The following is a 22,822-nucleotide window of genomic DNA, read 5'->3' on the forward strand; positions in this document are numbered from 1 at the left end:
GCGAGACGCGATGGAAATACACGCGTCCGCGCAGGACATCCTTTTCAAGCAGCCGTTGGCCATTGCCGGGCGCGTGCTGCCGGGGCAGTGTGTCCTCGGCGTGGAAGGGCGCCATGGGCGCCATGTGGCGCGCGCCGAGGCCGCTGGCGTGTTCTACCGCGGCGAGGACGGGCTGCGGATGAAACAAGACATCGAGGCCATGCGCGACTGGCTGCCGCAGGACCTCCTTGGTGCCTGGCGCGAGGTCCAGAAGATGCCCGCGGGTGGCGCACGCAACGCACTCGATTGGGTGCTCTGGCAGCTCATGGCCGCGCAACGGGGGGAACCCGCCTATCGCATGGCATTTCTGCCCTCGCTGCGTCCACTCCCCACCATGGTGACGCTTGGGGTGGACGAGCCTCAATGCATGGCGTTGGCAGCGCGGTCGCACTCGGCGGCCAAGGCTCTCAAGCTCAAGCTCGATGGGCACGAGCTCGATATCGAACGGATCAAGGCAGTACGCTCTGCACGGCCGGACGCGGCACTCTCCGTCGATGCGAACGAAGGGTGGTCGATGGCCCACCTTGAGCGAATGATGGGCGCCTTGCTCGCTTGCCGGGTAGTGCTCATCGAGCAACCGTTGCCCGCCGCGAACGATCACGAACTGCAGGGCTACTTCTCGCCGATTCCGATCGCCGCGGATGAATCTCTGCAGACCATCGAAGACCTGGACGATGTCGCGCAGAGATACCAAGTTGCGAACATCAAGCTCGACAAATGCGGTGGTTTGAGCGCTGCCTTGCTGCTCGTTCACGCAGCGCGTGAGCGCGGCATGAAAGTGATGGTCGGGTGCATGGGAGGACGATCGCGTGCCATCCAGCCGGCGTTCATCGCAGCGCAGTGGGCCGACCTGGTCGACCTCGACTCGCCCTTGCTGATGGCTTCAGACACCACGCCGGCGGCAGCCTACGCGGATGGCTACATCGATTTTGACGATGCAGCCTTTGTCATCGATACGAGTGAGCAGCCGTTGTGGGCTACCGCTTCACCCGAACGGGGGCGCCGTGCAGCAACTTGATCAGCAGTCGCGCCGCCTTGAGTTTGGCTTCAGCATTGGTAGGAACACCGATCAGCATCTGGGCTTGGGCCGCGATCAGCAGCGCCAGGATCGACTCTCCGATGGCAAGCATCTCGCCGTCGTCGGCATGACCGGATGCCTGGCCGATGCGCGCCACCGCCTCGAGCAGGGCGCGACGCAAGCTCTTGAAGTTTCTTGTGACAACGGCCTGAACGTCCGGATTGCGTCGCGTGATCGCGGCGACTTCGAGCGCCGTGCGGGCCGTCTGGTTGCTGGCATCCGGGCGCTCCTGGGCTTTGAGCAGGCTTTCCACAAGACCCAGCAGTTCTCCCGCACTGCTGCACTGCTCGAAGGGCGAGGCATTGACATCCGCCGCTTCGATCAATTGAAGCAGGACATCCTCCTTCGCACGAAAGTGAACGTAGATCGAGCCGATCGAAAGGCCCGCTTGCGTGCTGATTTCGGCCATCGATGCGTCAGCGACTCCCTTGCGTTCGAACACGACGCGGGCGGCGTCCAGGATTTGCTTACGCACCGACGCCATGTGGCTCTCATCTCGTTTGGGCATGCTGCACAGAAAAAACAATGATTGATCATTCATTTTAGGACCGAATAGAACCATGACCCTCCATCGCACCGAAAAGCTGGAAGCCGTGCTTTCCGAACTTCACCGCAACGACGCCCCCGGCCTGGTGGCCAGCGTCCAGCACCATGGGAAGACGCTTCTGCGTCGCGGCTATGGCATGGCCAGCCTGGACTCGGGCCTGATCAACACACCCTCCACGAAGATGCGCATCGGCTCGACGAGCAAGCATTTCGCCTCAGCGCTCGCGCTGCTGCTTCGTGATGAAGGTTTGCTCTCGATCGATGAGCCCGTCGGGCGCTGGCTGCCTGAGCTTCCAGCGACTCAAGGAATCCGCACACTTCGGCAGTTCATGAATCACACGGGGGGCACGCGCGACTATTTGGACCTCTCCTTGTTGTCCAACGGGATGACCGTTGTGCCCAGCGAAGGGGCCTTCGACTATCAGTGCCGACAGCAGGAAGAAAACTTCAAGCCTGGCGAACAGCTCATGTACAACAACGGGGGCTACCGCATGCTGTCCAAGGTGCTCGAGCGCGTGCTTGGGGTCTCCTTGGCTGAAGGCCTGCGTGAACGGCTATTTGAGCCGTTGTCGATGAACGATTCCTTCTTGTGGTGTACAGATCTTGATCCGCTGCTTGGAAGCGCGACCTCGCACATCGCGAGAGCCGAGGGCGGATTCTCGAAGGGGATCTTTCCCTCGGTCATTCTCGGAGAAGGTGGCATTGCGTCCACCTTGGATGATATGCAGCGCTGGCTGAGCCACCTCATCACGCCCAGGATCTGGCCGCAGCGGCTCTCACACGAGTTGATGGCACCAACCGAACTGAACAACGGATACCTCCACCCTTACGGCTTTGGGCTCATTCGTGAGACATGGCGAGGCGTGCAGATTCTTCATCATGCCGGTGGCGTGGTGGGCGGAACATGTCAGATGATCGCGGCACCTGATTACGGTGTCCAGATCGTGGTCATGAGCAACCGCAGCGACGTCACCGCGGTAGAGATTGCACAGCGATTGTTGAGCGTGATGCTCGAGGACGAACTAGAAGCAGCGGAGGAACCAGTGAGCGCAGATTCTGCGGATGCGCTGTGCGGTGACTTTCACTGTGCCTTGAACGGCCGCCACTTTGCCATTGCAAAGCAGGGGGACACCTTGGTCCTGCGCAGTTTCGGGCTTCCGCTCCCCTTGACTCAATCGACGTCGGACGTCTTGCAGGTGAATCTGTTGTCGGTGATTGCCCTGACGGTCGAGCTGGTGCGCAACGACGCTGACAGGGTTGTCGCGATCGACGTGATCGAACAAGGCCGGCGCTATCGCTGTGATCGCCTCGAAAACGCCGGGAAGGATCGGAAGGTTCTCGAGGCCTTCGCGGGCAAGTGGCGCAGCAGGGAACTCGGTGGCGAGGCCGTGATTGAGGACAGCCGCCCTGGGTTGATGCGCATCGCGGGACTGTATGGACGCAGCACCTACAAGTTGGAGCCGTTGATTGCCGATACCTGTCTGATGGTCAGCGAAGATCCGGCATTACCCTTGCACGGCACGCTGCGCCTGGTGACCGGTAAGGACGGGGAGCGCGAGCTATTGTTGGATACCGCACGCACTCGACAGCTGCGGTTCACAAGGGATCGCTCCCATGGCTGAGATGCGCGCGCCCTCGCGCATAGCCCTGGCGGGATTTGGTGCCGGGGCGTTCGGCTCTACCTTGAGTTCTGGCGTGGTGCCTCTGCTTTTCCTGTTCTACCTGACAGAGTTTGCAAAGGTACCGCCCGCGCTGGCAGGCGTGCTATTGGCGATTCCCAAGCTTGCTGATCTGCTGCTCGACCCATGGATTGGGCGACGAAGTGACAACGCCGCGCGTGCCGCGGGCAGTCGAAGTCACTTGATTGCCTTCAGTGCCTTCTCGCTCCCCTTCATTTTGGTACTGCTTTTTGTGCCTACGTGGGCTTTTCCGCTGCCGATAAGGATCTTTGTGCTGGGGTCCATCTTGATCCTGCAATCGTTGCTGCTCACTGTCTTCACTGTGGCCCACACAGCGATTGCGAGTGATATGTGCGACGGCATGGAGCACCGGAGCACCTTGATGTCATCCCGTGCACTTGGGCAGACCATTGCAGGACTCTTGGTGACTGTACTGGCGCCACAGATCGTTGCGCACTTTAGCGAGTTTCATGGCGGCTACCTCGTCGCCGCGCTGGTGCTGGCCGCCGGTGCTTTCGTCGCTTTGGGTGTCTGCTGGCTCGTCGTGCGGAGGGTCCCGATGCGCACCGGGATCGAGCGCGAGCGGCCTCCGTCGCTGCCGAAGGCTTTGCGCGCGACGCTGCGTAACAAGGCGTTCTATGGCGTCGCGCTAGTTCTTTTGCTACTTGGCACGAGTTCGACGGCGCTCCTCAGCGCTTTGCCCTACGCCAACAAGCATTTGCTCAAGGCAGGTCCTGAAAGCCTCTCGTTGCTTCTTACGCCGATCTTTGTCGCGCTGTTGGCGGGCGTTGCCGTGGCTCCGTGGGTCGCGCGTCGCGTTGCCCCGGCTCGCATCCTTGGCGGCGCGCTCTTCTTGGCGCTCGTCGGCGTCGTCTGCCTCACTGCCGGACCGCGCACGCTCACGCCGATGGTTGCTGGAGCCGTTCTGTTCGGCGTCGCTTGTGGAGGGCTCACGGTAGTAATCACCACACTGGCGATGGAGACCGCTACACAGTCGTCCGCGCAAGGTGAAAGCCTCGGGCTATACCTCGGTGTTCTCTTTTCCGCCGAGAAGTTTGGTCAATCACTGGGTGGCATCGTTGTGGGGATCGGGCTCGGCTGGGTTGGAACCCTGGGCGCGGCGCCCGATGCGTCGTCCCTACAGCGCTTGGCTTTGCTCTGGCTGGCGGCGCCGGCATCAGTACTCGTGCTCGCGCTAGTGATCGTCGCTTTGCTCGCACCGCGCTTGCGTGCGCTTTAAGACAGGCTCTTTTTCATGAAGATCTTCACATCCGCGTTGGTCACGGAGACCAACACATTCTCGGAGCACCCCACGACCCTCGCGTCGTTCGAGGAACTGGGCATCATTCGAGGACCGACACCCGCGCGAGCGCTGGGCGACGTCGGCCCGATCGTGGAAAAGTGGCGCCTTCGCGCGCGCCGCTATGGCGACGAGGTGATCGAAGGCGTGTATGCCATCGCTCAACCGGCGGGGCGGGTCAGAGCCGAAGCTTACGCGCAGTTGCGCGGAGAGATCCTTAGCGCAGCGCGCGCGGCGATGCCGCTGGACATGGTGCTGCTGTTCCTTCATGGCGCAATGGTGGCCGAAGGCGAGGACGACTGTGAGGGAGACCTAATCCGCGCCGTACGCGAACTCGTGGGTCCCCGATGCGTGATTGGCGTGGAGCTCGACCCGCACTGCCACATGACGTCCACCATGACCCAGCATGCGGACGTCATCATCCTCATGCGCGAGTACCCCCACACGGACTACGAAGCCCGGGCCGCGGAGCTGTTCGACGCCTGCCGGGCCGCGGCAAGCGGTGTCACCCGTCCGGTGATGGCCGTCGCGGATTGCCGCATGGTCGGCTTCTATCCCACGACCATCGAGCCGATGCGCGGCCTGGTGGACAAGATGAGCGAGGTCGAGAAACGTCCGGGCGTCCTTTCGGTGAGCCTGGTGCATGGTTTCCCATGGGGCGATGTGGCGGATGCGGGAACGAAGGTGCTGGTGGTGGCGGACGGCGACGCCGCCTTCGCAATGGCCCAGGCCACAGAACTTGCGCAGGCGCTTTATCGGATCCGCCATGCGATGCTGCCTCGTCTGGAGTCGGTCAGCCAGGCGCTCGAAGGTCTCGACGCGCAGGGCCTAGCGCCTCGGCTGCTGGCGGACGCAGGCGACAACCCGGGCGGCGGGGCGCCGGGCGACCACACCGTGCTGCTGGCCGAACTCTTGGAGCGCACGCAGCTTCGCAGCGCGCTGGGGATGCTGGTCGACCCGCAAAGTGTCCAGGCATGCTTCGATTCCGGGATCGGGACGCGCTTGCGGTTGAGCCTGGGCGGAAAGAGCGGAGCGGTATCGGGACAACCTCTCGAGGTGCTCGCAATCGTTCGAGGGCTCGCGCCCGATCACGTGCAGTGCGTCGGGGGTATTCGTGATCCGCTGGGTCGCGCCGCCTGGATCCGCGTCAATGCCACGGACATCGTCCTGAGCAGCCGGCGGCAACAAACGCTGTCGCCATCCGCCTTCACCGGGTTGGGCGTTCCTCTGCATGAAGCCCGGGTCATCGCGGTGAAGTCGAGCCATCACTACTACGGGGAGTTCTCGAAGCTGTCGACGGATCGGCACGTCATTGAAACCGGTGCGGCGCTGTCGATGGACTTCGCACGACTCCCGTACCGCCATCGGCACATGCACTTCTTCCCCGCGACAGACAACCCGTCCCCGCATCTGGCATGAACACCACGATCTCCTTGGCTAGCGGCGGATCACCGCCTTGTCTTGTCGAATCGCCGAGTGGCGCATCGATGATGGTCGACGGGCGGCAACTGCTTTGTTTCGGCGGCTCGGCTTACCTCGGGCTGGGAGGCGCGCCGGAACTCGTCGAGATCGGCTGCGCTGCGCTGCGGCAGTTTGGTGCGAGCACACACCTGCCGCGCCACTATGGCTTCAGTTCAGGCGCGAACCAGCAAGCGGAGGCCGAAGCGCGTCGGTTCTTCGGTACGGAAGCTGCGATGTATTTCGGAACGGGCTACCTGTTCGGGCTTGTCGCGCTCACCGGACTGGCGCCCGACTGTGATGTTGTCTACATCGACGAATCCGCCCACTACAGCCTGCGGGAAGGAGCCCACGCGGCCGGCAAGCCAATCCATTCGTTTGCGCATCGCGATGTGCAAGACCTGGCGCGCATGCTCGGAAACACACTCGAGCGCGGTCAGCGGCCACTCGTCGCCACGGACGGAGTGTTCGCGACGACGGGAGCCATTGCGCCACTGTCGGCGTATGCGGAGCTGATCGCCCCTTTCAACGGGTGGCTGGTGGTTGACGAGTCTCACGCCTTCGGAACGATCGGTCCGCAGGGAAGGGGGAGCGCAGAACTCGCGCAGCTTCCCTTCGACCGGCTGGTGATCGGCGGCTCGACTGCCAAGGCGTTGGGCGCGCACGGAGGGTTTGCGCTTGGTGATGCGCAAACCATCGCGCAGCTGTGGCGCACCCCGGTGGCGCGTGGCGCGGTGCTGGGCTGCTCCGCGGGCGCCGCTATGACCGCGGAGAGCCTGCGCCTGATTCGCAGACGCCCCGAACTCCTTCTGCGCTTGCGTGAGAACGCGCGGTCGCTCAAGGCGGGCCTGCGGGGCCTGGGTCTGAAGGTCGAGGACAACGCCGGACCCATTGCCGCCTTTGTGCACGGGGATGGTCTGCAGATGCAGCGGATCCAGCGCGCACTCTGGGAACAGGGCATTTTCGTGGCCTATTCCACCTACGTGGGCGCCGGACCGATGGGCGTGTTGCGTTGCGCTGCCTTCGCGGATCACACGCCTGAACAGATCGCCCAGTTGCTTGGCGCGCTGCGCGAGTTGCTCTAGCAAGGCCGGCTCTCGATCGCTCGCAGGCGCTCCCCCGGCTCTCGACAAGTTTTCCAACCTTTCACTTCACAGAAGTTATCTGCGCCAAAGCACGGCGCAGCGCACACGATGAACCGTACCGACAACCAACTTCCGTTCTCCAAGATTCGCAGTACGAATGGACTGGTCTTCCTCTCCGGCGAGCTCCCGATCCCGGACGCTGGACCGATTCCCGATGGCATCGCGCCACAAACCAATCTGACGCTTGAGCGCATCGATGCCTCGCTTCGCACCGTTGGCCTGAGCTTGGCCGACGTCGTACAGGTCACCGTCCATCTCGCACGCGCGGAGGACTTCGCTGAGTTCAATGCGACGTACCGAAAGCACTTTCAGACGCCGTATCCAACGCGCACGACGGTGGTGGCACAGTTGCTGGTGCCGGGCGCACGCATCGAAATCACGGTGACCGCCGCAGCGCGGCTCGAAACCGAAGCCATGTCCGATGCCAGATGAAATCGTGGTGCTGGGCGCCGGCATGGTCGGCACCTGTACGGCCCTGGAACTGACGCTGCGCGGACATTCAGTGACGCTGGTCGATCGCTCGCCGGTCGGGCGCGAGACCAGCTATGGCAATGCGGGAGTCATCCAACGCGAGGCTGTCGAACCCTATACGTTCCCGCGCGATCTGAAGGCGCTGGTCGGTGCCGCCCTCGGACGGGGCCTGGACATCAACTATCACTTCATGGACCTGTTGGCCGCTCTACCTCAGTTGGTGCGCTATTGGCGGAATTCTGCCCCGTCGAAGCATCGCCGCATCAGTCGCGAGTACGCGGGGCTCATCAAACATTCCACGCACGAGCACGGCCGCTTTGTGGCGCTTGCTGGCGCCGAAGATCTGGTACGCCGCAAGGGGCTTCGCTTGATGTACCGAAGTCCGCGCGCCTTCGAGGGAGCAGTCGCCCAGGCCGAGCGCCTGAAGCTGGAGTACGGCATCGCCTTTGACGCACTTGACACCCATGCGATGGCCTTGGCCGAGCCGGCGCTGCGCATGCCGGTTGCCGGCGCCGTTCACTGGGTGCAGTCGTGGAGCGTGAGCGATCCAGGGGCACTGGTCGAACGCTATGCCAAGGCGTTCGAGCGACGAGGCGGCCACATCATCCGTGCCGACGCGATCGCCTTGAGGGAGCGATCGATCGGTTGGGAGGCTCGTCTCGATGGCGGCATCTTGCATGCACGGCACGTGGTGGTTGCGCTCGGCCCCTGGTCCGATTCGCTGATCAAACCACTGGGCTATCGGTTGCCGCTGTTCGTCAAGCGTGGCTACCACCGGCACTACATCGGGGGAGATGGCGTGCTCGTTCCGACCCTGGACGCCGAACGCGGCTACGTGATGTCTTCGCAGCGTCGAGGCCTGCGCATCACAACGGGCGCAGAGATCGCGCGTATCGATGCGCATCCGACGCCACGTCAGCTCGCCGGTGCTGAAGCCGAGGCCCGTGAACTGCTGAGCTTGGGTATTCCCGTCGAAGACGAGCCCTGGGTCGGCGCGCGGCCATGTTGCGCGGACATGAAGCCGGTGATCGGGCGGGCGCATCGCCATCGCGGCCTGTGGTTCAACTTTGGTCATGGGCACCATGGATTCACGTTGGGGCCGGCCGGGGCACGCCTTCTGGCGGACCTTATCGAGTCCAAGCGGCCTTACACGGAGGCGAAGGCGTTCTCACCCTCGAGGTTCGCATGAACGGGTTGCTCAACGCTCTGACTTGCCGACGCCGCAGTTGCGTCGCCTCGCACTTTGCCGACATCTGCTTGGCAGATCCCCGGCTAGGAAATTGATCCATGGATTTCAGTGAAAACCGAAGACCTGCAAGCAAGGCGGTCGGCTTCTTCGTGGTGGTCGGACTGCATCTGCTCTTGGGCTGGGCGCTGGTGAGCGGGCTGGCGCGCAGGGTCGTGGAAGTCGTGAAGGCACCCGTGGAAGTCAGCATCCTGGAGGAGCCCAAGGCACCGCCGCCCCCGCCGCCGCCGCCGCCCCCGCCGCCCAAAGAAACGCCCCGAAAGCCTCCGCCTCCACGCAAGGCCGCGCCGCCGCCACCGAGCTATGTGCCTCCGCCCGAGCTCAATGTCGCGCCGCCTGCAGATGCGCAGCCGTCGATCACGGCCTCTTCGGTGCCGCCGCCCCCCGCGCCCGTGGTCATCGCGCCGCCAGCGCCGCCGTCTGTGCCTCGACCCTTGGGCACACCGGCGCGCATCGACGTGTCTTCTTGCGAGAAGCCGGAGTACCCGAGAGCGGCATTGAGGGCGGAGGCCACAGGGACCACGCGCATTCGCTTCACGATCGACGCGGCTGGTCGCGTGGCGAAAGCGGAGATCGACAGGCCCTCGGGACCGACCCGGGAGCATCGTTCGTTGGATGCGGCGGCGGTGGAGGTGTTGAGCAGGTGTCCCTTCAAGCCGGGCACCGATTCGGAGGGGCAACCGATAGGCGGTGCGGTCGCCACCGTCGAGTACGTGTGGAAGCTCGAGTAAGAGCCGCCTCGCCGTCGCGCGCTCGCCGCGTCTGCCGCGACAGGTCTGTTCGTGCGGGGCGCATGGCCACGCGCGATCCACGTGCCAGTGAAGCAAGTTTTGTCAAATTTTCTAATGGAGAAGCACTCATGTCCCTCATCAACTTCATTCGCAGCGCCAGGCTCGCTGTCATGTCTGTCACCCTGATGGTTGGCGCACTTACGGCGTCAGCCCAGGCGGTGCCAAGTCCGGTAGCGCCGGCGGCCAGCGCTCCAACAGCCGCGGGCGCCAACGGAAACCTCTCGTCGCCAAAGCCCGCCGATATCCAGGCCCAAGGCCTCGGCGCAGCGACGTCCGCGCACGCCGTAGAGAATCCCTATGGATTGAGCGCCCTCTGGGCGCAGGGTGATTTCGTCGCCAAAGGGACGCTGATCATCATGGTGCTCATGAGCATCGGAAGCTGGTGCATCATCTTCGTCAAGCTGTACGAGCAGCAAAAGCTGCTGAATGCCGCCAGCGCGGCCAGCAAGTCGTTTTGGAAGGCTGGCAGTGTGCAAGCCGGAGCGCAAACGCTGCGAAATGGAAGCGCCTTTCGCTACATCGCCGAACAGGGCCTGACGGCCAGTCAGCACCATGAGGGCACGCTGGTTGAACAGATCGATCTGCATACATGGGTGACGATGAGCATCCAGCGCGCCGTGGAGAAGGTGCAGAGCAGGCTGCAGGATGGGCTTGCCTTTCTTGCGACGGTCGGTTCCACCGCGCCCTTCGTGGGTCTGTTTGGCACGGTCTGGGGCATCTATAACGCACTCACGGCGATCGGTATCTCAGGCCAGGCATCGATTGACAAGGTGGCAGGTCCAGTCGGGGAGGCGTTGATCATGACAGCCATCGGGCTGGCGGTCGCCGTTCCCGCAGTGATGGGCTACAACTGGCTGATCCGACGCAACAAGAGCGCGATGGAGAGGGTGCGCAACTTCAGCGGAGATCTTCACAATGTGCTGATCGGAGCCAAGCGATGAGCCTGGTCGTGCTAGTGCCTGCCTACCTGCTGCGCGCCTACGGACAGGCGGGGGCTCAGTCGCCTGTCATCACGACGGAGCCCGCGAAATGGGAATGAACGTCAGTTCCGATGGGAATGACGAGGCATTGAACTCGAGCATCAACACGACCCCTTTGGTCGATGTGATGTTGGTATTGCTGATCATTTTTCTCATCACCATTCCGGTTGTGACGCAATCCATCAAGCTCGAACTCCCCAAGGAACGTAACGTTCCGACGCAGACCAAGCCGGAAAACATCGTGCTTGCTGTCAGCCGTGGCGGTGACCTCTACTGGGGCGTGGAACGGATGCCCGACGTGGAAGCCTTGGTCGCCCGATTGAAGATCATGGCAGTCAAGGAGCCGCAACCCGAGGTCCACATTCGCGGTGACGCAGAAGTTCCTTATGAGGCAGTCGGGCGACTGGTGGCCGCCTGTCGACGGGCAGGCATCCACAAGGTTGGATTCATCACCGAGCCGCCTGCGGGCAGCGCGAGCCGGTAGGAGAAAAAATGGCAATGAGTGCGAATAGCGGCGATGGTGATGAAGAGATCATCGTCGACATCAACACGACACCGCTGATCGACGTCATGTTGGTGTTGTTGATCATGTTCATCATCACGATCCCCATCCAGACACACGCCGTGAAGATGAATATGCCGGTCCCCAGCAACGATCCGCATCCGCCGATTGTCACAAAGGAGGTCCGCATCGAGGTCGAAGCCGATGGAACAATCGGATGGAACGGAGAGGTCGTGTCCGGCCGCGCTGATCTCGAGCAACGACTGGCAACGATTGCCGCGCAGCCCGATCAACCCGAGGTCCATTTGCGCCCCAGCAAGAGTGTTCCGTACAAGCATGTGGCAGGCGTCATGGCCAGCGCTCAGCGTCTCGGCGTCCTCAAGATCGGGATCGTGGGCAGCGAGCAGTTTGCCAACTGAGTGACGATCGATCGGCGCGAGGATCTTGTCCTTGCGTCTCATTTGGCCTGACCACCTTCCGCAGTCCTGAGAGACTACTGCTGATTGCTGGTCAGTCCTGGCTACTTTGCTGCGTACCGGCCCGGTACTGCCGGCGATAGTCGCTCGGCGACATCTTGAGAACCCGCAAGAATGCTCGACGCATCACTTCTTCTGTCGAGAAGCCGCAACGCAAGGCTATGGCCTTGAATGACATCGGCGTTGTCTCGATCTCGTCGCAAGCCCGACTTAGACGAAGTAACTCGACCGCGCGCGCCGGCGTGATGCCAGTGGTTCGGAGGTAAAAGCGACCAAAGGTTCTTGGCGTCATCGCCACCCGTTCCGCCAGTGTCTCCACGGACAGGCGCTCGTGGAGGTTCTCGTCCATCCAGGCATGCAGGGCAATGACACGACTGTCCCCGGTAGCGCGTGCGGGAAGGCCGCTGCGAAAGCGGAACGGTGCAGAGATCGGCTCCCACGAGGCGCCGATCTGCTCGGTCACCTTGATGGCGATAGGCTGCCCGAGGTCGTCCGCCACCAGCTTGAGTGCGAGCTTCATGCCTGCGGAGGCCGCCACGGCATCCCACAGGCGACGCGCGTCTGGTCGCCCGGCCCTTCGGTGTGCGGCGTCGGCCACCGTGAAGCCAACGGTTCCGACCGAGGCAATGCGATCGATCTTCGATCGATGCTGAAGGATCCAATCACGCGCATGGCTCGTATGCGTCGAAGATGCGGACAACATGTGCGATGCAGTGCCACCGATCACCATCGTGGTGTGGACTTTTTCGCCGAAATCTGCCGGCAGTGCGCTCATGTTCAGCATGGTGCTGCCAGCGCCACGAACCGGAGTTGCCGCCGGAGCAAAGATGTGGATCTCATAGAACGATCTCCCGTAGATCTCGGCGTGAGCCGTGTTGGCTGCCTCGAAGACCCGTATCGCTGCCGCGACATCGAACAGTTCGAATCCATCGACAACGATCAACCAGATTTGCGCCATCAAGGGTGAATGGAGGTATTGGGGGCGTCGAGGCACTCAGACTTGGTGCCCTTGCTCGATCCTAGACGTCGCCGTTTCGAAATGGCCGCGAGCACGCTTCCGTGGCGGGAAGGATGGAATATTTGTCGGTGTGACGAAAGAAGTCTGTTCTTAGACTGCCTGCGACCGGTTTGGTTTTCTGCATTCATGCTCTGGCGAAGCAAAGACCGACGGACGTAGACATTTGTTGAATGAAAGTCCGACAGTGAAGAAAAAATCCTACCTACCGTCTCTGGGTCACCGCCATGGCAATGTGCTGCGGCTCTCAAAACCCCGACGGAGCGACAGTCTCATTCGAACAAACAACTTCTTTCTGGAGATTGACGATGCGTTGCAACGCGCAACGGGGGTCGAGTCCAAATTCGAAGCGATTGCCCGTGGTGCGCGATGCTTGGGGTTCGAGCACTGTGCCTATGGATTTCGGGTCTTCAACTCTTTCGCCCATCCCAAGACGTTGATGGTCAACAACTATGCGCCGGCTTGGCAGCAACGCTATCGTGAGCAAGACTATCTCTCAATCGACCCGACCGTAGCGCACGGCGTTCGCTCGCGCGCGCCGTTGATCTGGCGACAGGATGTATTCAAGGACGTCCCGCAGCTCTGGACGGAGGCCCGCGAGGCAGGTTTGCTTGCGGGTTGGGCCCAGTCGTCATTTGATGCCACCGGAGGTGTCGGAATGCTTACGCTGGCACGCTCGCATGAGCCGCTCTCCGCAGCGGAAGTATCGGCGCGAGGCGCGCAGGTGCAATGGTTGTCGGATGCGGCACACCAGCACCTTTCGGAGGTACTCTGGCCGAGCGAGCGGCGGCTGTGCCCGGCTCTCACGGCTCGTGAACTGGATGTTTTGCGTTGGACGGCAGACGGGAAGACGTCGGACGAAGTGGCTATCTTGCTCGGCGTTTCGCCCAATACGGTCAACTACCACGTAAAGAACGCAATCCGAAAGCTGCGGGTTGCGAACAAGGCTGCGGCGGTAGCGTGTCTGGCTCGTCTCCGACTGCTGATCTGAGATTGGGCAGCAGTACCCCAATGCTTTTCTGCAGCCTTGCTGTCGCCTTGCGGCAAGGTAGCGGCTGACACGCCAAGGCCGCTCGTGAGGCTTCATCGAAAAGGTCAATGGCCTGCCCGCCTGCGGATCGATGGCGCGATTTCGATCCTGCATGCGTACAGGAAGTGCTGGTTCAGACAAACTGGCCTGCCCATGCGATGTGCGACGACACCGGCTCGACGAAGAATGCGCTCGACGCCGAGGGGCGAAACGGTGACGAGTTCGTCCGCGCCGCCGAAAGCTGCCATGCGCATCACGACGTCCAGCAGTGCCAGGGCGCGTTCGGGGGCGTCGTTTGAGACTTGGCTTTCGAGGCGGGGACCGTCGAGATCGATGACTGAAAATCTTGACAGCTCCCATACCTTTTCGCTGTTCGGGGGGGGATGGCCGTCAAGCAGCTGGGGGAAAACGTCATTCAGCAGGTAGGGCTGATTGGTGGGTAGAAGTCTGGCTACACCTTTCAGACGAGCATCTCGCTCGCGCGCCATCACGTACATGGTGTCCGGACGATCGAACTGGTCTAGTTCGGTGACGCCATCGTTCTCAAGCTCCCAATGAAGCTTTTCGACAAATACGCGATACCGGTAGTGCGCCATCGCCGCGAATGCGCTAGTCGACAAAGAGTTCGCGGTGCCTGCCACGATGTGCATGATTCGCTTTCACTGAGTTTGCCTTGAAGGATTAGATGAAAGCGCACTGACTTTGAGAACTACCAGATCTGGCACCGGAGACAAGCGTGGATCGCGGGGCGGTGACGGCTGCCAACGTTGCTCGCCGTGTGCAGATCAAAACGGTAGCGCTACCACGGACCGTCTCCTGGCGAGAAAAGGACCAGTGTGCCGTGGCGGGAGAGGCCACCACGGTGCCATAGTCCCCGACCACAATTGCGTCACACGAAAGGCGCATGGCTCCGACTGACTTGTATCGTTGTCCGGCGCGGTTTCGAGCTTGCCGCGCGTTCAGGTCAGAGCGACATGACTTTGCATCTCATGCAAGCCTTGCGGTCGATCACGGAAGCGATAAGGATGGGGTCCAAGAATTTCTTCCATCGGACTCATGCAACCCCCATCTTCGTTCTATGCGCTCGACAGTCGGACAGTGAGCGCCAGCCCCGACCAAGCGCTCGCGAGACTGAATGCGCTTCACGATCAGCTCGATGGCATCGATGAACGTCTGCTCCACGCACTCCGGCAGCGGTTGGACTGCAGCACTCGCATTGGTCTCCACAAGCGCAAGCACGGTATGTCACTTTTGGAGCCTTGGCGGATGGATCGCGTCCAGCGACTCGCGTCTGCGTTCGCCGCGGACCATGGCATTCGTGGCGGCTTTCTGCAAGCGCTCTATTCGTTGATCATCGACGAGGCCTGTCGCCTCGAGCTTGAAGTCATGAAGACGTCATGCGACAGTGGATCGACGTGACATGGCTTGGCCGCCAGCTAGGTCCTGGAGCGGATGAATGGTCGTCGTGTGTTTCCTCGCCCCCCGGGGACGCACAAAGCCCCTTGAAAATTCGGGACTCATTGAGCTTGCAACGAGACCGATGGGATATGCGCAGCGGTAAGAACTTGTTCGATCTTCGGAATGCGGCGTGCCTTTCCGAAAGGCAGTTGGCACGACGCGCCGGCGTGTCTCGCGCGATGATCTCTCGCCTAGAACTCGGTCGGATCCAGCCGCCGCCGGACGTTCTCGAGCGAATCGGACGCGCGATCGATGTCGCGATGATCGATCGCTTCTGTTCGCGATGAGCGCGGGAAGGGGGTGAAGACCCGTGGAGCGCCTTGCCGGCCGGGTACGCCGTGGGACGCCAGCTAGAATCAGTCAGGGTAGAGCATCCGATGCGGCGGGGTTGCGCGCGTGGTCCGGCAGGACGTGCCGCGGCGTCGCGATCGTCCCGTCTCCGATTTTTCACATGAAAACCCACCGTCAACGCCTGCAACGCGCGCACTTCGCGTTTATGCGCGCGTTGATCCAAGGTCTCGACGCTCGAGCGAGCTGGGATCGGTATCTGCGGCTCGAGGGGGAGTCGGCCGACATGCGCAATGTCCGGCGCACCATCGGGTGGATGCGCGATGCCTTCGCGGCCGCTGCGCGGCGCGAGCGCCGCCCTGGTACTGCGCGGCTGATCCTGTTGGACCCAGAGCGCTTCGCCAGCGCACCCAGTTTCCCAACCCTGGAGGATTTCGCGCGCGAGCAGGGGCTGGAAGATTTCTCCCATGCCGAGCAGATCGAGGCGTACGAGGCGGCTCATCCGAAAGCGGGTGCCAGCGACGGCGCCGCGCAGGGCGGCGCGAGCTCGCGCCGGGCCCGGGTCGTGCAGCGCCAACTGGAAGCCTTGCGCTGGCTCGAGGATCTGACAGCTGAAGATCCACGACCCAACGATCCCGTCAGCGCGTGGCTGCATCCCTTGCTGGCGGGCCGGCTGGAAAGGGCTCAATTGCGCACGCTGCAAGAACTGGTCGAGCGCGTTAATCAGAGCGGCGCGCGCTGGTGGGCCAAGGTGCCCGGTATCGGCGCGCACAAGGCGGCACGCGTGGTGGAGTGGCTGCAGGCGAATGAGCAAGCGCTTGGCCTGCCCGTGGGGCGACACGCCCTGCGCAAACGATCACAACTGGCGCTGAATGAACTCCATGCGGTGGTGCCGCCTGCGCCGGAACTTCGACCGCTGGAGAAGCTGATGCTGCCACCCGCCTTGGATGGCAGCCAAGGGGCGTTTCGCAGTGCAGTTTCGGCCGATAGCAACCCGTCCGCGCGCAACGATGTCGAGGCCATCGTCGAGTGGCTTGGCAGTCGAAGCACTTCTCTGGGGGCGGTCACTTCGTCCGTGCCGTCGGTGCTCAGCGCCACGCAACGGTCCTATCGCAAGGAGGCCGAGCGTATGCTTTTGTGGGCTACGCTCGAGCGAGGCAAGCCCCTATCGTCGCTCACGGCTGAGGATGTGCCTGCCTACCAGAGATTTCTTGTATCACCGCCTGCCGAATGGTGCGGTCCGCGTCACCATCAACGCTGGTCACCGTTATGGCGACCCTTTGAAGGTGGACTCTCTCCCGCGGCACAGCGGCAGGCCCTGGTGATCTTGCGTGGCCTGTTCGCCCACCTTGTGAAACGGGGATATCTCACGCACAGCCCCTTTGCGGCACACGCCTTGCCCGCGACTCCGCCAGTGGTAGCGCAAGTTGATCGGGCAGATCCGATGCCATGGGATCACCTTGATCGGGAGTTGGAACGGCATAGCGACGACGAGGCGGCGCGCCGGCTCCGCCGAGCGCTGCGCTGGATCCGCGCCACCGGCCTGCGGCTCGGCGAGGTGACGGCACTGCGCTGCGAAGACCTGGTGCCGCCCGGAGGCGAGGGAGGTGCCCACCGCGCAGAACCCTGGCTGCTCGAGGTGAGGGATTCTGCACGCGTGACCAAGCGGTTGCCGATTGCGGCTGAGCATGTGTACGAACTGGAGCAGGAACTGGCGCGTCACGGACTCGAGCCGCATGTCAACGCGCGAAGCAATCACGGTATCGCGGTGCTGGCGCGCTTCTCCCCCGGGGTGCCCCGGCCCAGCCCCTGGTCCGCTTCGGGCCTTCACAAGGCGATGAAGCGCTTCTTGCACCAGGCTGCACAGGGAATGGACGAAGCGCAGGCAACGCAGGTTCGACGTCTCAACACGCACGATCTGCGTCGCGTCGCGCGACGCACGACGCCCGGATCAGCCACGGCCTGAGTTGCCGCGGGAGGGCCTCCGACTACGTCGGAGGTCATCGACAACCCGGCCGTCGCGTCGCATGATGGCCGACGTCGGCCGGCCCGTCGCGGCCTCGCGCCCCTCCCGGATTCGAAAGCCCTTCCCATGCCCACAGCAGAGACCCTCGAGAAATTCATCGCGCGCGTGGAGTCCAACTTCCACGCCGAAGCCCTCGCCGAGTTCTATACCGAGGACTCGACCATGCAGGAGAACCAGTCGCCGCCGCGCGCGGGGCTGGCCGCCAACATCGCGCGCGAGCGCGCCACGCTGGCCCGCGCGTCCGCGGTCCGTTCGCAGTGCGTGCGCCCGGCGTTCGTGCAGGGCGACCATGTCGCGATCCGCTGGATCTTCGAGTTCGACTGGCTCGACGGCAGCAGCAGCCGTATCGAGGAGATCGCCTGGCAGCGCTGGTCGGGCGAGCGCATCGCGTCGGAGCAGTTCTTCTACGACCCCGCGCAGATGGCGCCGAAGAAGCCCGCGCCATGAGCGAGCCCAAGCAGCTGGCCCATGCACGCGCGGTGCTGCAGGCCCAGCCCTTCAGCGTGCTGCTCGGCACCGAGATCCTGGCCTTCGGCCCCGCGCTCACCGAGCTGCGACTCGCGCTGCGGCCCGAGCTCAAGCAGCAGCACGGCTTCGCCCATGGCGGCGTGCTCAGCTACCTGGCCGACAACGCGCTGACCTTCGCGGGCGGCAGCGCGCTGTCCGATGCGGTCGTCACCGCCGAGTACAAGATCAACTATGTGCGCCCCGCGCAGGGCGACACGCTGCTCGCGCGCTCCCGCGTGCTGCATGGCGGCAAGCACCAGGCCGTCTGTGCCTGTGAGATCTTCGCGCTCGATGCCGACGGCGGCGAGAAGCTGGTGGCCGTCGCGCAAGGCACGATCTCCTCGATGGGCGAGCGGCCGGCCGCGTGAGCATCGCGCTGATCCTGCGCCGCACGCGCCTCGAGCACGGCATCAGCCAGCTCGAGCTGGCAGGGCGTCTCGACGTCTCGCAGCGGCACGTCAGCTTCCTCGAATCCGGCCGCGCGCTGCCGAGCCGCGGCCTGATCCTCGCGTGGATGGCCGAGCTGGGCGTGCCGGTGTCGGTGCGCAACGCAGCGTTGTTGCAATGCGGATTCGCGCTGCCGCAGCCCGACGAGGACACGCAGGGCGCCGAAGCCAATCTCGTGCGCGAGGCCGTGCGCCGCACGCTCGAGGCGCACCTGCCGCATCCGGGCCTGGCCTTCGATGCCGACTGGAAGACGGTGGAACAGAACCGCGGCGCACGCTGGCTGTCGTCGGTCGTGATGCCCGGGCTCTGGCGCACGGCCGGCGGTGGTGGCATGGGCCTGGACATCATCACGGCCATCGGGCATCCGCAGGGCCTGCTGTCGCGCGCCCGCGAACCCGAGGCCACGGCCGCCGCGCTGCTCACGCAACTGCGCGCCGAAACCTGGAGCCGGCCCGCGCTCGCCTCGCGCGTCGAATGGCTCGCACGCGCGCTCGAGCGCCGTTACCCGGGCCGCATGCCCGAGCGCGGCCGCGCGGTCGGCGTGCCGTATTTCAGCTTCGTCTTCGACACCGAGTTCGGCGCGCTGTCCTTCGAGGTCATGCAGAGCGTGTTCGCGCTGCCGCAGGACGTGACGCCGGCCTCGCTGCGCGTCGAGATGTGGTTCCCGCGCGATCGCGCCACCTCCGAGGTGATGGCGCGCCACGTGCCGCTGCAACCGGCGCTTCAGGTGCCGTAGAGCACGAACGGCGCCCAGTAGGCGGGCTTGCGCAGGCGTTCGCCGTATTCGCCCTCGGCGAAGGCACGCTTGGTCTCCGCCAGCGCGCGTTCCACCGGCAGCCTGCGCTCGATGCGCGCGAAGAAGGCCTCCATGAAGCGCGCCGTGCTCTCGTCGCTGACCGGCCACAGCGTCATCACCGTGTTGACGTTGCCCGCTACGTACAGCGCATAGGGCAGCCCCATCACGCCGTCGCCCGCCACCACCTTGCCGATGCCGGTCTCGCAGGCCGACATCACGACCAGGTCGCTGCGCAAGGTGTAGCCCGGCCATTCCGCGGCCGTGACATAGCCGTCCACCGACGGCGGGTTGTCGACCTGGCCCAGCACCAGCGCGCTCAGCGCCGGCACGCTCGGGCTCAGGTAGCCGTGCACCGAGAACAGCAGGTGCCGGTACTTCGCGAGCTCGCCGCCGCGGTCGAGCCGCTGCAGGTTCTGCTCGGTCGCGTCGGCGCCGCTGACCAGGTCGACCTGGCGATGCCGGAACACGCGCGCGATGCTTTCGAGTTCGCGCTGCGTGCCGGGCAGGTTCTCCCAGCTGTTCTCGCGCAGTTCCTCGACCGCCGCGCCGATGCCTTCCTCGCTCTCGGCCGAGGCGCGGGCCGACAGCAGCGCATCGTCGCCGGCGGCCGCGCCGCGTTTGGCCGAAGGCTGTGCCGCCCGTGCATTGCCTTCGTACACCGGATTGCCGATCGCCAGCATCGCTTTGCGCGGTGGCAGGCGGCCGTAACTGGCCGAGCGGCGCTGCAGCAGTTCCATCATCGAGAGCGACTGCACGTAGCCCACGCTGTGGCGCTGCGCGAGCAGCTCGCCGTCGACCGGCAGCGTTTCGAAGGGCAGCATCGCGAGCGCGCCATCGGGCGAGACGATCAGCCGCCGCCGCGCGCCGATGCTCGCCTGCAGCGGCGCGATCAGCCGCTTCGACAGCCATTGCCCGATCGGCGCCGCATCGCTCACTAGTTGCGCGCCTTCCTGCGGCGGCTGCGCGGCCGGTGCCACGCGATAGCGCTCGGGCCCGAGCTGCCACACCGCCTGCCCCTCGCCGAGCGCATCGCCCACCAGCCGCCGGTAGGCATCGATGCTGTCGGCCAGGCCGGGCAGCGGTGCGAGTTCGGCGGCCTGCAGCAGCCCGCTGCGGTCGACCACGAAGGCCATCACGCGGTCGCCATCGAGCAGGTAGCTCACGAACACGCTGTCGGCCGGCAGCAGTTGCTTCGCATCGGCCAGCGAGGCGATGTGCGGCTGCGACTGCTGCGCGTACTTCGGATGCTGCGCGCGCAGCCGCCGCTGCAGGTCGGCATAGGACAACACCACGCGGTTGCGTTCGGCCTCCAGCGTCTGGCGGCGGTCGACCTGCGCACCGGTCTCGTCGAGGCTGCGGTCGATGCGTGCCAGCTCGGCCTCGTGCCGGTCGACCGCCTCCTGCTCCTTTGCGGGCAGCAGCCGGCCACGGTTGGCCTGCTGCAGCGCCGTGCTCTCGATCAGCGTGCGCGCCTTCGACAGCTCCGCGATCTCGAAGGCCCGCGCGTTCTCGCCGTCGCGCACGCTGGTCAGCGCATGGTGGCGATAGCCTTCCACGTAGCGTTCGAACAGCGCGCGGCGGCTCTTCACGCTCAGGCCATGCTGCGCACGCAGCGCTTCCACGTCGCGCTGGAACCGCGGCATCAGCGGCTTCACCGTGTCGAGCCGGTCGGCCGCCAGCGCGGCACCCATGCGTTCGATCAGCGACAGCAGCGTTTCGGGATGCGCGTCGCCCAGCAGCGCGCGCCGGCCCTCGTGCGCGCGTTCGAAGAGTGCGAGCGCCTCGTTCGCATCGCCGGCCGACAGCACCGAGCGGCCCAGGCTGTGGACCGCGGCCAGCGTCAGCGGATGCTGCTCGCCCATCAGCGCGACGCGGATGTCGAGCGCCTCGCGCGAGCGCTGCGCCGCTTCCGTGTACCGCCCCTGCGCCTCGAGCACGCTCGCATAGACGTTGAGCGCATAGAGCGTGTCGGGATGGCCCGCGCCGCGCGCGGCCGCGAGTTGCGTCCAGGCCGTGCGCGCCTTGTCGTGCGCCGCGCCGAGTCGGCCCATGCGCCGCAGCTCGATGGCCTCGGCGCTCGCGGCCCGCGCGCTGCGCGGATCGGCGTCGCCATGGGCCGCGGCCGTGAGTTCGTGCACGCGCTGCGCATAGGCCAGGGCCTCGCGGTGGCGATACAGCGCCGAGTAGGTGGCCGACAGGCTGGCCAGCGAACTCAGCGTGTCCGGTGCCTGCGTGCCCAGCACGCGGCGGCGCGCTTCGTAGACCTGCTCGTGCAGCTTCAGCGCCTCGGCGAAACGGCCGAGGTCGCTGAGGTTCACCGCCACCGCATTGCGCATGCGCAGCGTCGTCGGATCGTCGGCGCCCCATTGCGCCTGCGCGGCCGCGGCCAGTTCCTCGCCGATCGCCAGCGCCTCGCCATAGCGGCCCGATTCGCCGAGCGTGCCCGCGAGGTTGTGGCGCGCGACCAGCGTGTTGCGCGAGGTGGAGCCGGCCGACTTCAGCGTGAGGCGGTAGATCTCTTCCTGCAGCGCGAGCGCCTCGCGGCAGCGGCCGACCTTGCACAACTGCAGCGCGAGTGCGTTGCGGCCCGACAGCGCCGCATTGGCCTCGCGGCCCCAGAAGGCATCGCGCCAGACCGCGCGTTGCTCGAGCCAGGCCAGCCGCGCGGCATCGTCGGCACGCGCATCGCTGTTGTCGGCGAGCCGGCCGAGGATCAGGTCCTTCGCGAGAAAGGCCTCCATCGACAGCGAGGCGGCCTGCTCGCGCGGCAACTGCTGCAGCGCGCGGCGAAGCCGTTCGTCGCTGTCGCGGAAGCGGCCGGCTTTCTCGAACTCATCGGATTCGCGCACGAGGCCGCCGACTTCCGAATAGGCCGCGCCCAAGGGCGGAAACGGCGGCGCGGCCGCGGCGGCCAGCGGCAGCAGGAGCAATGAAAGAAGGAGGCGGTGGAGCGGCGTGGGCAAGAGCATCTTTCTCGCGGTGGATGCCCCGAAGCTAAGGGCGCCTGCGCGGCTTCTCGACTACGAGCTTTCGTAGCGCGAGGCCCGCTGCGATGGCGCGAGACTTTGGTCTTCGGCAATGGCGAATGGCGAGGCAATCGATGTTCAGAGAAAAGTTCTCAACCCTGGTCTTCCTGCTCTGCGGCGCGGCGTACTGCCATGCCGCCTCCAGCCTCGAGCTGATCACCGATGCCGAAGCGAAGCTGCCTTCGGCCTATCTCGAGAACAAGCGCGCCGGGCTCACGCGCGGGCCCGGCATCGAGGTCGCGAGCCCGAGTACCGAAGCCGGCCGCGAGGCGGTCGCGCTGAAGATCGGTTTCAAGCCGCGCGGCGGCGTCGTGATCGATCCGAAGACGGTGAAGGTGCAGTACATGAAGGAGCCGGTGGTCGATCTCACCGAGCGCGTGCGGCCCTACATCAGCGACACCGGCATCGCGATCGACGCCGCGCGCGTGCCCGCGGGCGAACACCAGCTGCGCGTGCAGGTCGGCGATGCCGAGGGCCGTGTCAGCAGCAAGTTGATCCAGTTCAAGGCGCAGTAGTCC

The 22,822-nt window shown here is 64.6% G+C and carries 23 protein-coding genes; 19 read left to right on the plus strand and 4 right to left on the minus strand.

All coding sequences use genetic code 11. From position 1 onward, the window contains the following. Window positions 1–10: 10 nt before the first annotated feature. Window positions 11–1,057 carry a dipeptide epimerase gene (locus ACEN9J_RS38770; protein WP_413765074.1) on the plus strand — a complete coding sequence of 349 codons (1,047 nt, stop codon included), beginning with the start codon at window positions 11–13 and terminating at the stop codon, window positions 1,055–1,057. On the opposite strand, the gene ACEN9J_RS38775 is transcribed toward ACEN9J_RS38770, so the two are convergent. Then, a complete protein-coding gene (locus ACEN9J_RS38775) occupies window positions 1,017–1,601 on the minus strand; it encodes a TetR/AcrR family transcriptional regulator (protein WP_413765075.1) in 585 nt (194 codons plus the stop codon). The two genes, ACEN9J_RS38770 and ACEN9J_RS38775, sit on opposite strands and share 41 nt — an antisense overlap. A gap of 76 nt (window positions 1,602–1,677) precedes the next feature. Here ACEN9J_RS38775 and ACEN9J_RS38780 point away from each other — a divergent pair, with 76 nt between their 5' ends. The 10 genes from ACEN9J_RS38780 to ACEN9J_RS38825 all read left to right on the plus strand — a co-directional run bounded on the left by ACEN9J_RS38780 (window position 1,678) and on the right by ACEN9J_RS38825 (window position 11,654). Next, window positions 1,678–3,285, plus strand: coding sequence for a serine hydrolase domain-containing protein (locus tag ACEN9J_RS38780; RefSeq protein ID WP_413765076.1), 1,608 nt, complete (start codon window positions 1,678–1,680; stop codon window positions 3,283–3,285). Further along, window positions 3,278–4,582: an MFS transporter gene (locus tag ACEN9J_RS38785; protein ID WP_413765077.1), complete on the plus strand. Its 1,305-nt coding sequence runs from the start codon at window positions 3,278–3,280 to the stop codon at window positions 4,580–4,582. The genes ACEN9J_RS38780 and ACEN9J_RS38785 overlap by 8 nt, the downstream gene beginning before the upstream one ends. Window positions 4,583–4,597: 15 nt before the next feature. Then, entirely contained in the window at window positions 4,598–6,061 is a 1,464-nt protein-coding gene (locus ACEN9J_RS38790) for a M81 family metallopeptidase (protein ID WP_413765078.1), read from the plus strand. After that, window positions 6,058–7,185 carry an aminotransferase class I/II-fold pyridoxal phosphate-dependent enzyme gene (locus ACEN9J_RS38795; RefSeq protein WP_413765079.1) on the plus strand — a complete coding sequence of 376 codons (1,128 nt, stop codon included), beginning with the start codon at window positions 6,058–6,060 and terminating at the stop codon, window positions 7,183–7,185. The genes ACEN9J_RS38790 and ACEN9J_RS38795 overlap by 4 nt, the downstream gene beginning before the upstream one ends. A 108-nt stretch (window positions 7,186–7,293) precedes the next feature. Then, entirely contained in the window at window positions 7,294–7,677 is a 384-nt protein-coding gene (locus ACEN9J_RS38800) for a RidA family protein (protein ID WP_261216315.1), read from the plus strand. Then, on the plus strand, window positions 7,667–8,905 hold the full coding sequence (locus tag ACEN9J_RS38805; protein WP_261216316.1) for an NAD(P)/FAD-dependent oxidoreductase: 1,239 nt from the start codon (window positions 7,667–7,669) through the stop codon (window positions 8,903–8,905). The genes ACEN9J_RS38800 and ACEN9J_RS38805 overlap by 11 nt, the downstream gene beginning before the upstream one ends. A gap of 98 nt (window positions 8,906–9,003) precedes the next feature. Next, window positions 9,004–9,693, plus strand: coding sequence for an energy transducer TonB (locus tag ACEN9J_RS38810; protein WP_413765080.1), 690 nt, complete (start codon window positions 9,004–9,006; stop codon window positions 9,691–9,693). 128 nt (window positions 9,694–9,821) lie between these two features. Next, window positions 9,822–10,694 (plus strand): MotA/TolQ/ExbB proton channel family protein, encoded by an 873-nt coding sequence (locus ACEN9J_RS38815; RefSeq protein ID WP_057595950.1) that lies wholly within the window; start codon window positions 9,822–9,824, stop codon window positions 10,692–10,694. Between the two features lie 88 nt (window positions 10,695–10,782). Continuing rightward, window positions 10,783–11,217, plus strand: coding sequence for an ExbD/TolR family protein (locus tag ACEN9J_RS38820; protein ID WP_261216318.1), 435 nt, complete (start codon window positions 10,783–10,785; stop codon window positions 11,215–11,217). 8 nt (window positions 11,218–11,225) lie between these two features. After that, window positions 11,226–11,654 carry an ExbD/TolR family protein gene (locus ACEN9J_RS38825; RefSeq protein ID WP_296724332.1) on the plus strand — a complete coding sequence of 143 codons (429 nt, stop codon included), beginning with the start codon at window positions 11,226–11,228 and terminating at the stop codon, window positions 11,652–11,654. Window positions 11,655–11,745: 91 nt separating this feature from the next. Here ACEN9J_RS38825 and ACEN9J_RS38830 read toward each other — a convergent pair whose 3' ends face one another. Beyond that, window positions 11,746–12,669 (minus strand): GlxA family transcriptional regulator, encoded by a 924-nt coding sequence (locus tag ACEN9J_RS38830; RefSeq protein ID WP_296724458.1) that lies wholly within the window; start codon window positions 12,667–12,669, stop codon window positions 11,746–11,748. Between the two features lie 244 nt (window positions 12,670–12,913). Between ACEN9J_RS38830 and ACEN9J_RS38835 the strand changes: the two genes are divergently transcribed. Further along, entirely contained in the window at window positions 12,914–13,717 is an 804-nt protein-coding gene (locus tag ACEN9J_RS38835) for an autoinducer binding domain-containing protein (protein ID WP_413765081.1), read from the plus strand. 104 nt (window positions 13,718–13,821) lie between these two features. On the opposite strand, the gene ACEN9J_RS38840 is transcribed toward ACEN9J_RS38835, so the two are convergent. Continuing rightward, window positions 13,822–14,406 (minus strand): acyl-homoserine-lactone synthase, encoded by a 585-nt coding sequence (locus ACEN9J_RS38840; protein WP_413765082.1) that lies wholly within the window; start codon window positions 14,404–14,406, stop codon window positions 13,822–13,824. Between the two features lie 406 nt (window positions 14,407–14,812). Here ACEN9J_RS38840 and ACEN9J_RS38845 point away from each other — a divergent pair, with 406 nt between their 5' ends. The 6 genes from ACEN9J_RS38845 to ACEN9J_RS38870 all read left to right on the plus strand — a co-directional run bounded on the left by ACEN9J_RS38845 (window position 14,813) and on the right by ACEN9J_RS38870 (window position 19,218). Continuing rightward, on the plus strand, window positions 14,813–15,175 hold the full coding sequence (locus tag ACEN9J_RS38845; protein WP_057595955.1) for a chorismate mutase: 363 nt from the start codon (window positions 14,813–14,815) through the stop codon (window positions 15,173–15,175). Between the two features lie 128 nt (window positions 15,176–15,303). Next, window positions 15,304–15,501 carry a helix-turn-helix domain-containing protein gene (locus ACEN9J_RS38850; protein ID WP_413765083.1) on the plus strand — a complete coding sequence of 66 codons (198 nt, stop codon included), beginning with the start codon at window positions 15,304–15,306 and terminating at the stop codon, window positions 15,499–15,501. Between the two features lie 164 nt (window positions 15,502–15,665). Further along, on the plus strand, window positions 15,666–17,468 hold the full coding sequence (locus ACEN9J_RS38855; protein ID WP_413765084.1) for a phage integrase family protein: 1,803 nt from the start codon (window positions 15,666–15,668) through the stop codon (window positions 17,466–17,468). Between the two features lie 126 nt (window positions 17,469–17,594). Beyond that, complete coding sequence (locus ACEN9J_RS38860; protein WP_413765085.1) at window positions 17,595–17,975, plus strand: nuclear transport factor 2 family protein; 381 nt, start codon at window positions 17,595–17,597, stop codon at window positions 17,973–17,975. Continuing rightward, window positions 17,972–18,403: a PaaI family thioesterase gene (locus ACEN9J_RS38865; RefSeq protein ID WP_413765086.1), complete on the plus strand. Its 432-nt coding sequence runs from the start codon at window positions 17,972–17,974 to the stop codon at window positions 18,401–18,403. Before ACEN9J_RS38860 ends, ACEN9J_RS38865 begins: the two co-directional genes overlap by 4 nt. After that, window positions 18,400–19,218, plus strand: a complete 819-nt coding sequence (locus ACEN9J_RS38870; protein ID WP_413765087.1) for a helix-turn-helix domain-containing protein — start codon at window positions 18,400–18,402, stop codon at window positions 19,216–19,218. Before ACEN9J_RS38865 ends, ACEN9J_RS38870 begins: the two co-directional genes overlap by 4 nt. On the opposite strand, the gene ACEN9J_RS38875 is transcribed toward ACEN9J_RS38870, so the two are convergent. Continuing rightward, complete coding sequence (locus ACEN9J_RS38875; RefSeq protein ID WP_413765088.1) at window positions 19,206–22,241, minus strand: CHAT domain-containing tetratricopeptide repeat protein; 3,036 nt, start codon at window positions 22,239–22,241, stop codon at window positions 19,206–19,208. The two genes, ACEN9J_RS38870 and ACEN9J_RS38875, sit on opposite strands and share 13 nt — an antisense overlap. Before the next feature lie 137 nt (window positions 22,242–22,378). On the opposite strand from ACEN9J_RS38875, the gene ACEN9J_RS38880 reads away from it, so the two are divergent. After that, the gene (locus ACEN9J_RS38880) at window positions 22,379–22,819 is read left to right on the plus strand and encodes a hypothetical protein (RefSeq protein WP_057598166.1); all 441 of its coding nucleotides are present in this window, start codon (window positions 22,379–22,381) and stop codon (window positions 22,817–22,819) included. Window positions 22,820–22,822: the final 3 nt, after the last annotated feature.

The organism is Variovorax sp. Varisp41 (assembly GCF_047325085.1).
GTDB lineage: Bacteria > Pseudomonadota > Gammaproteobacteria > Burkholderiales > Burkholderiaceae_C > Variovorax.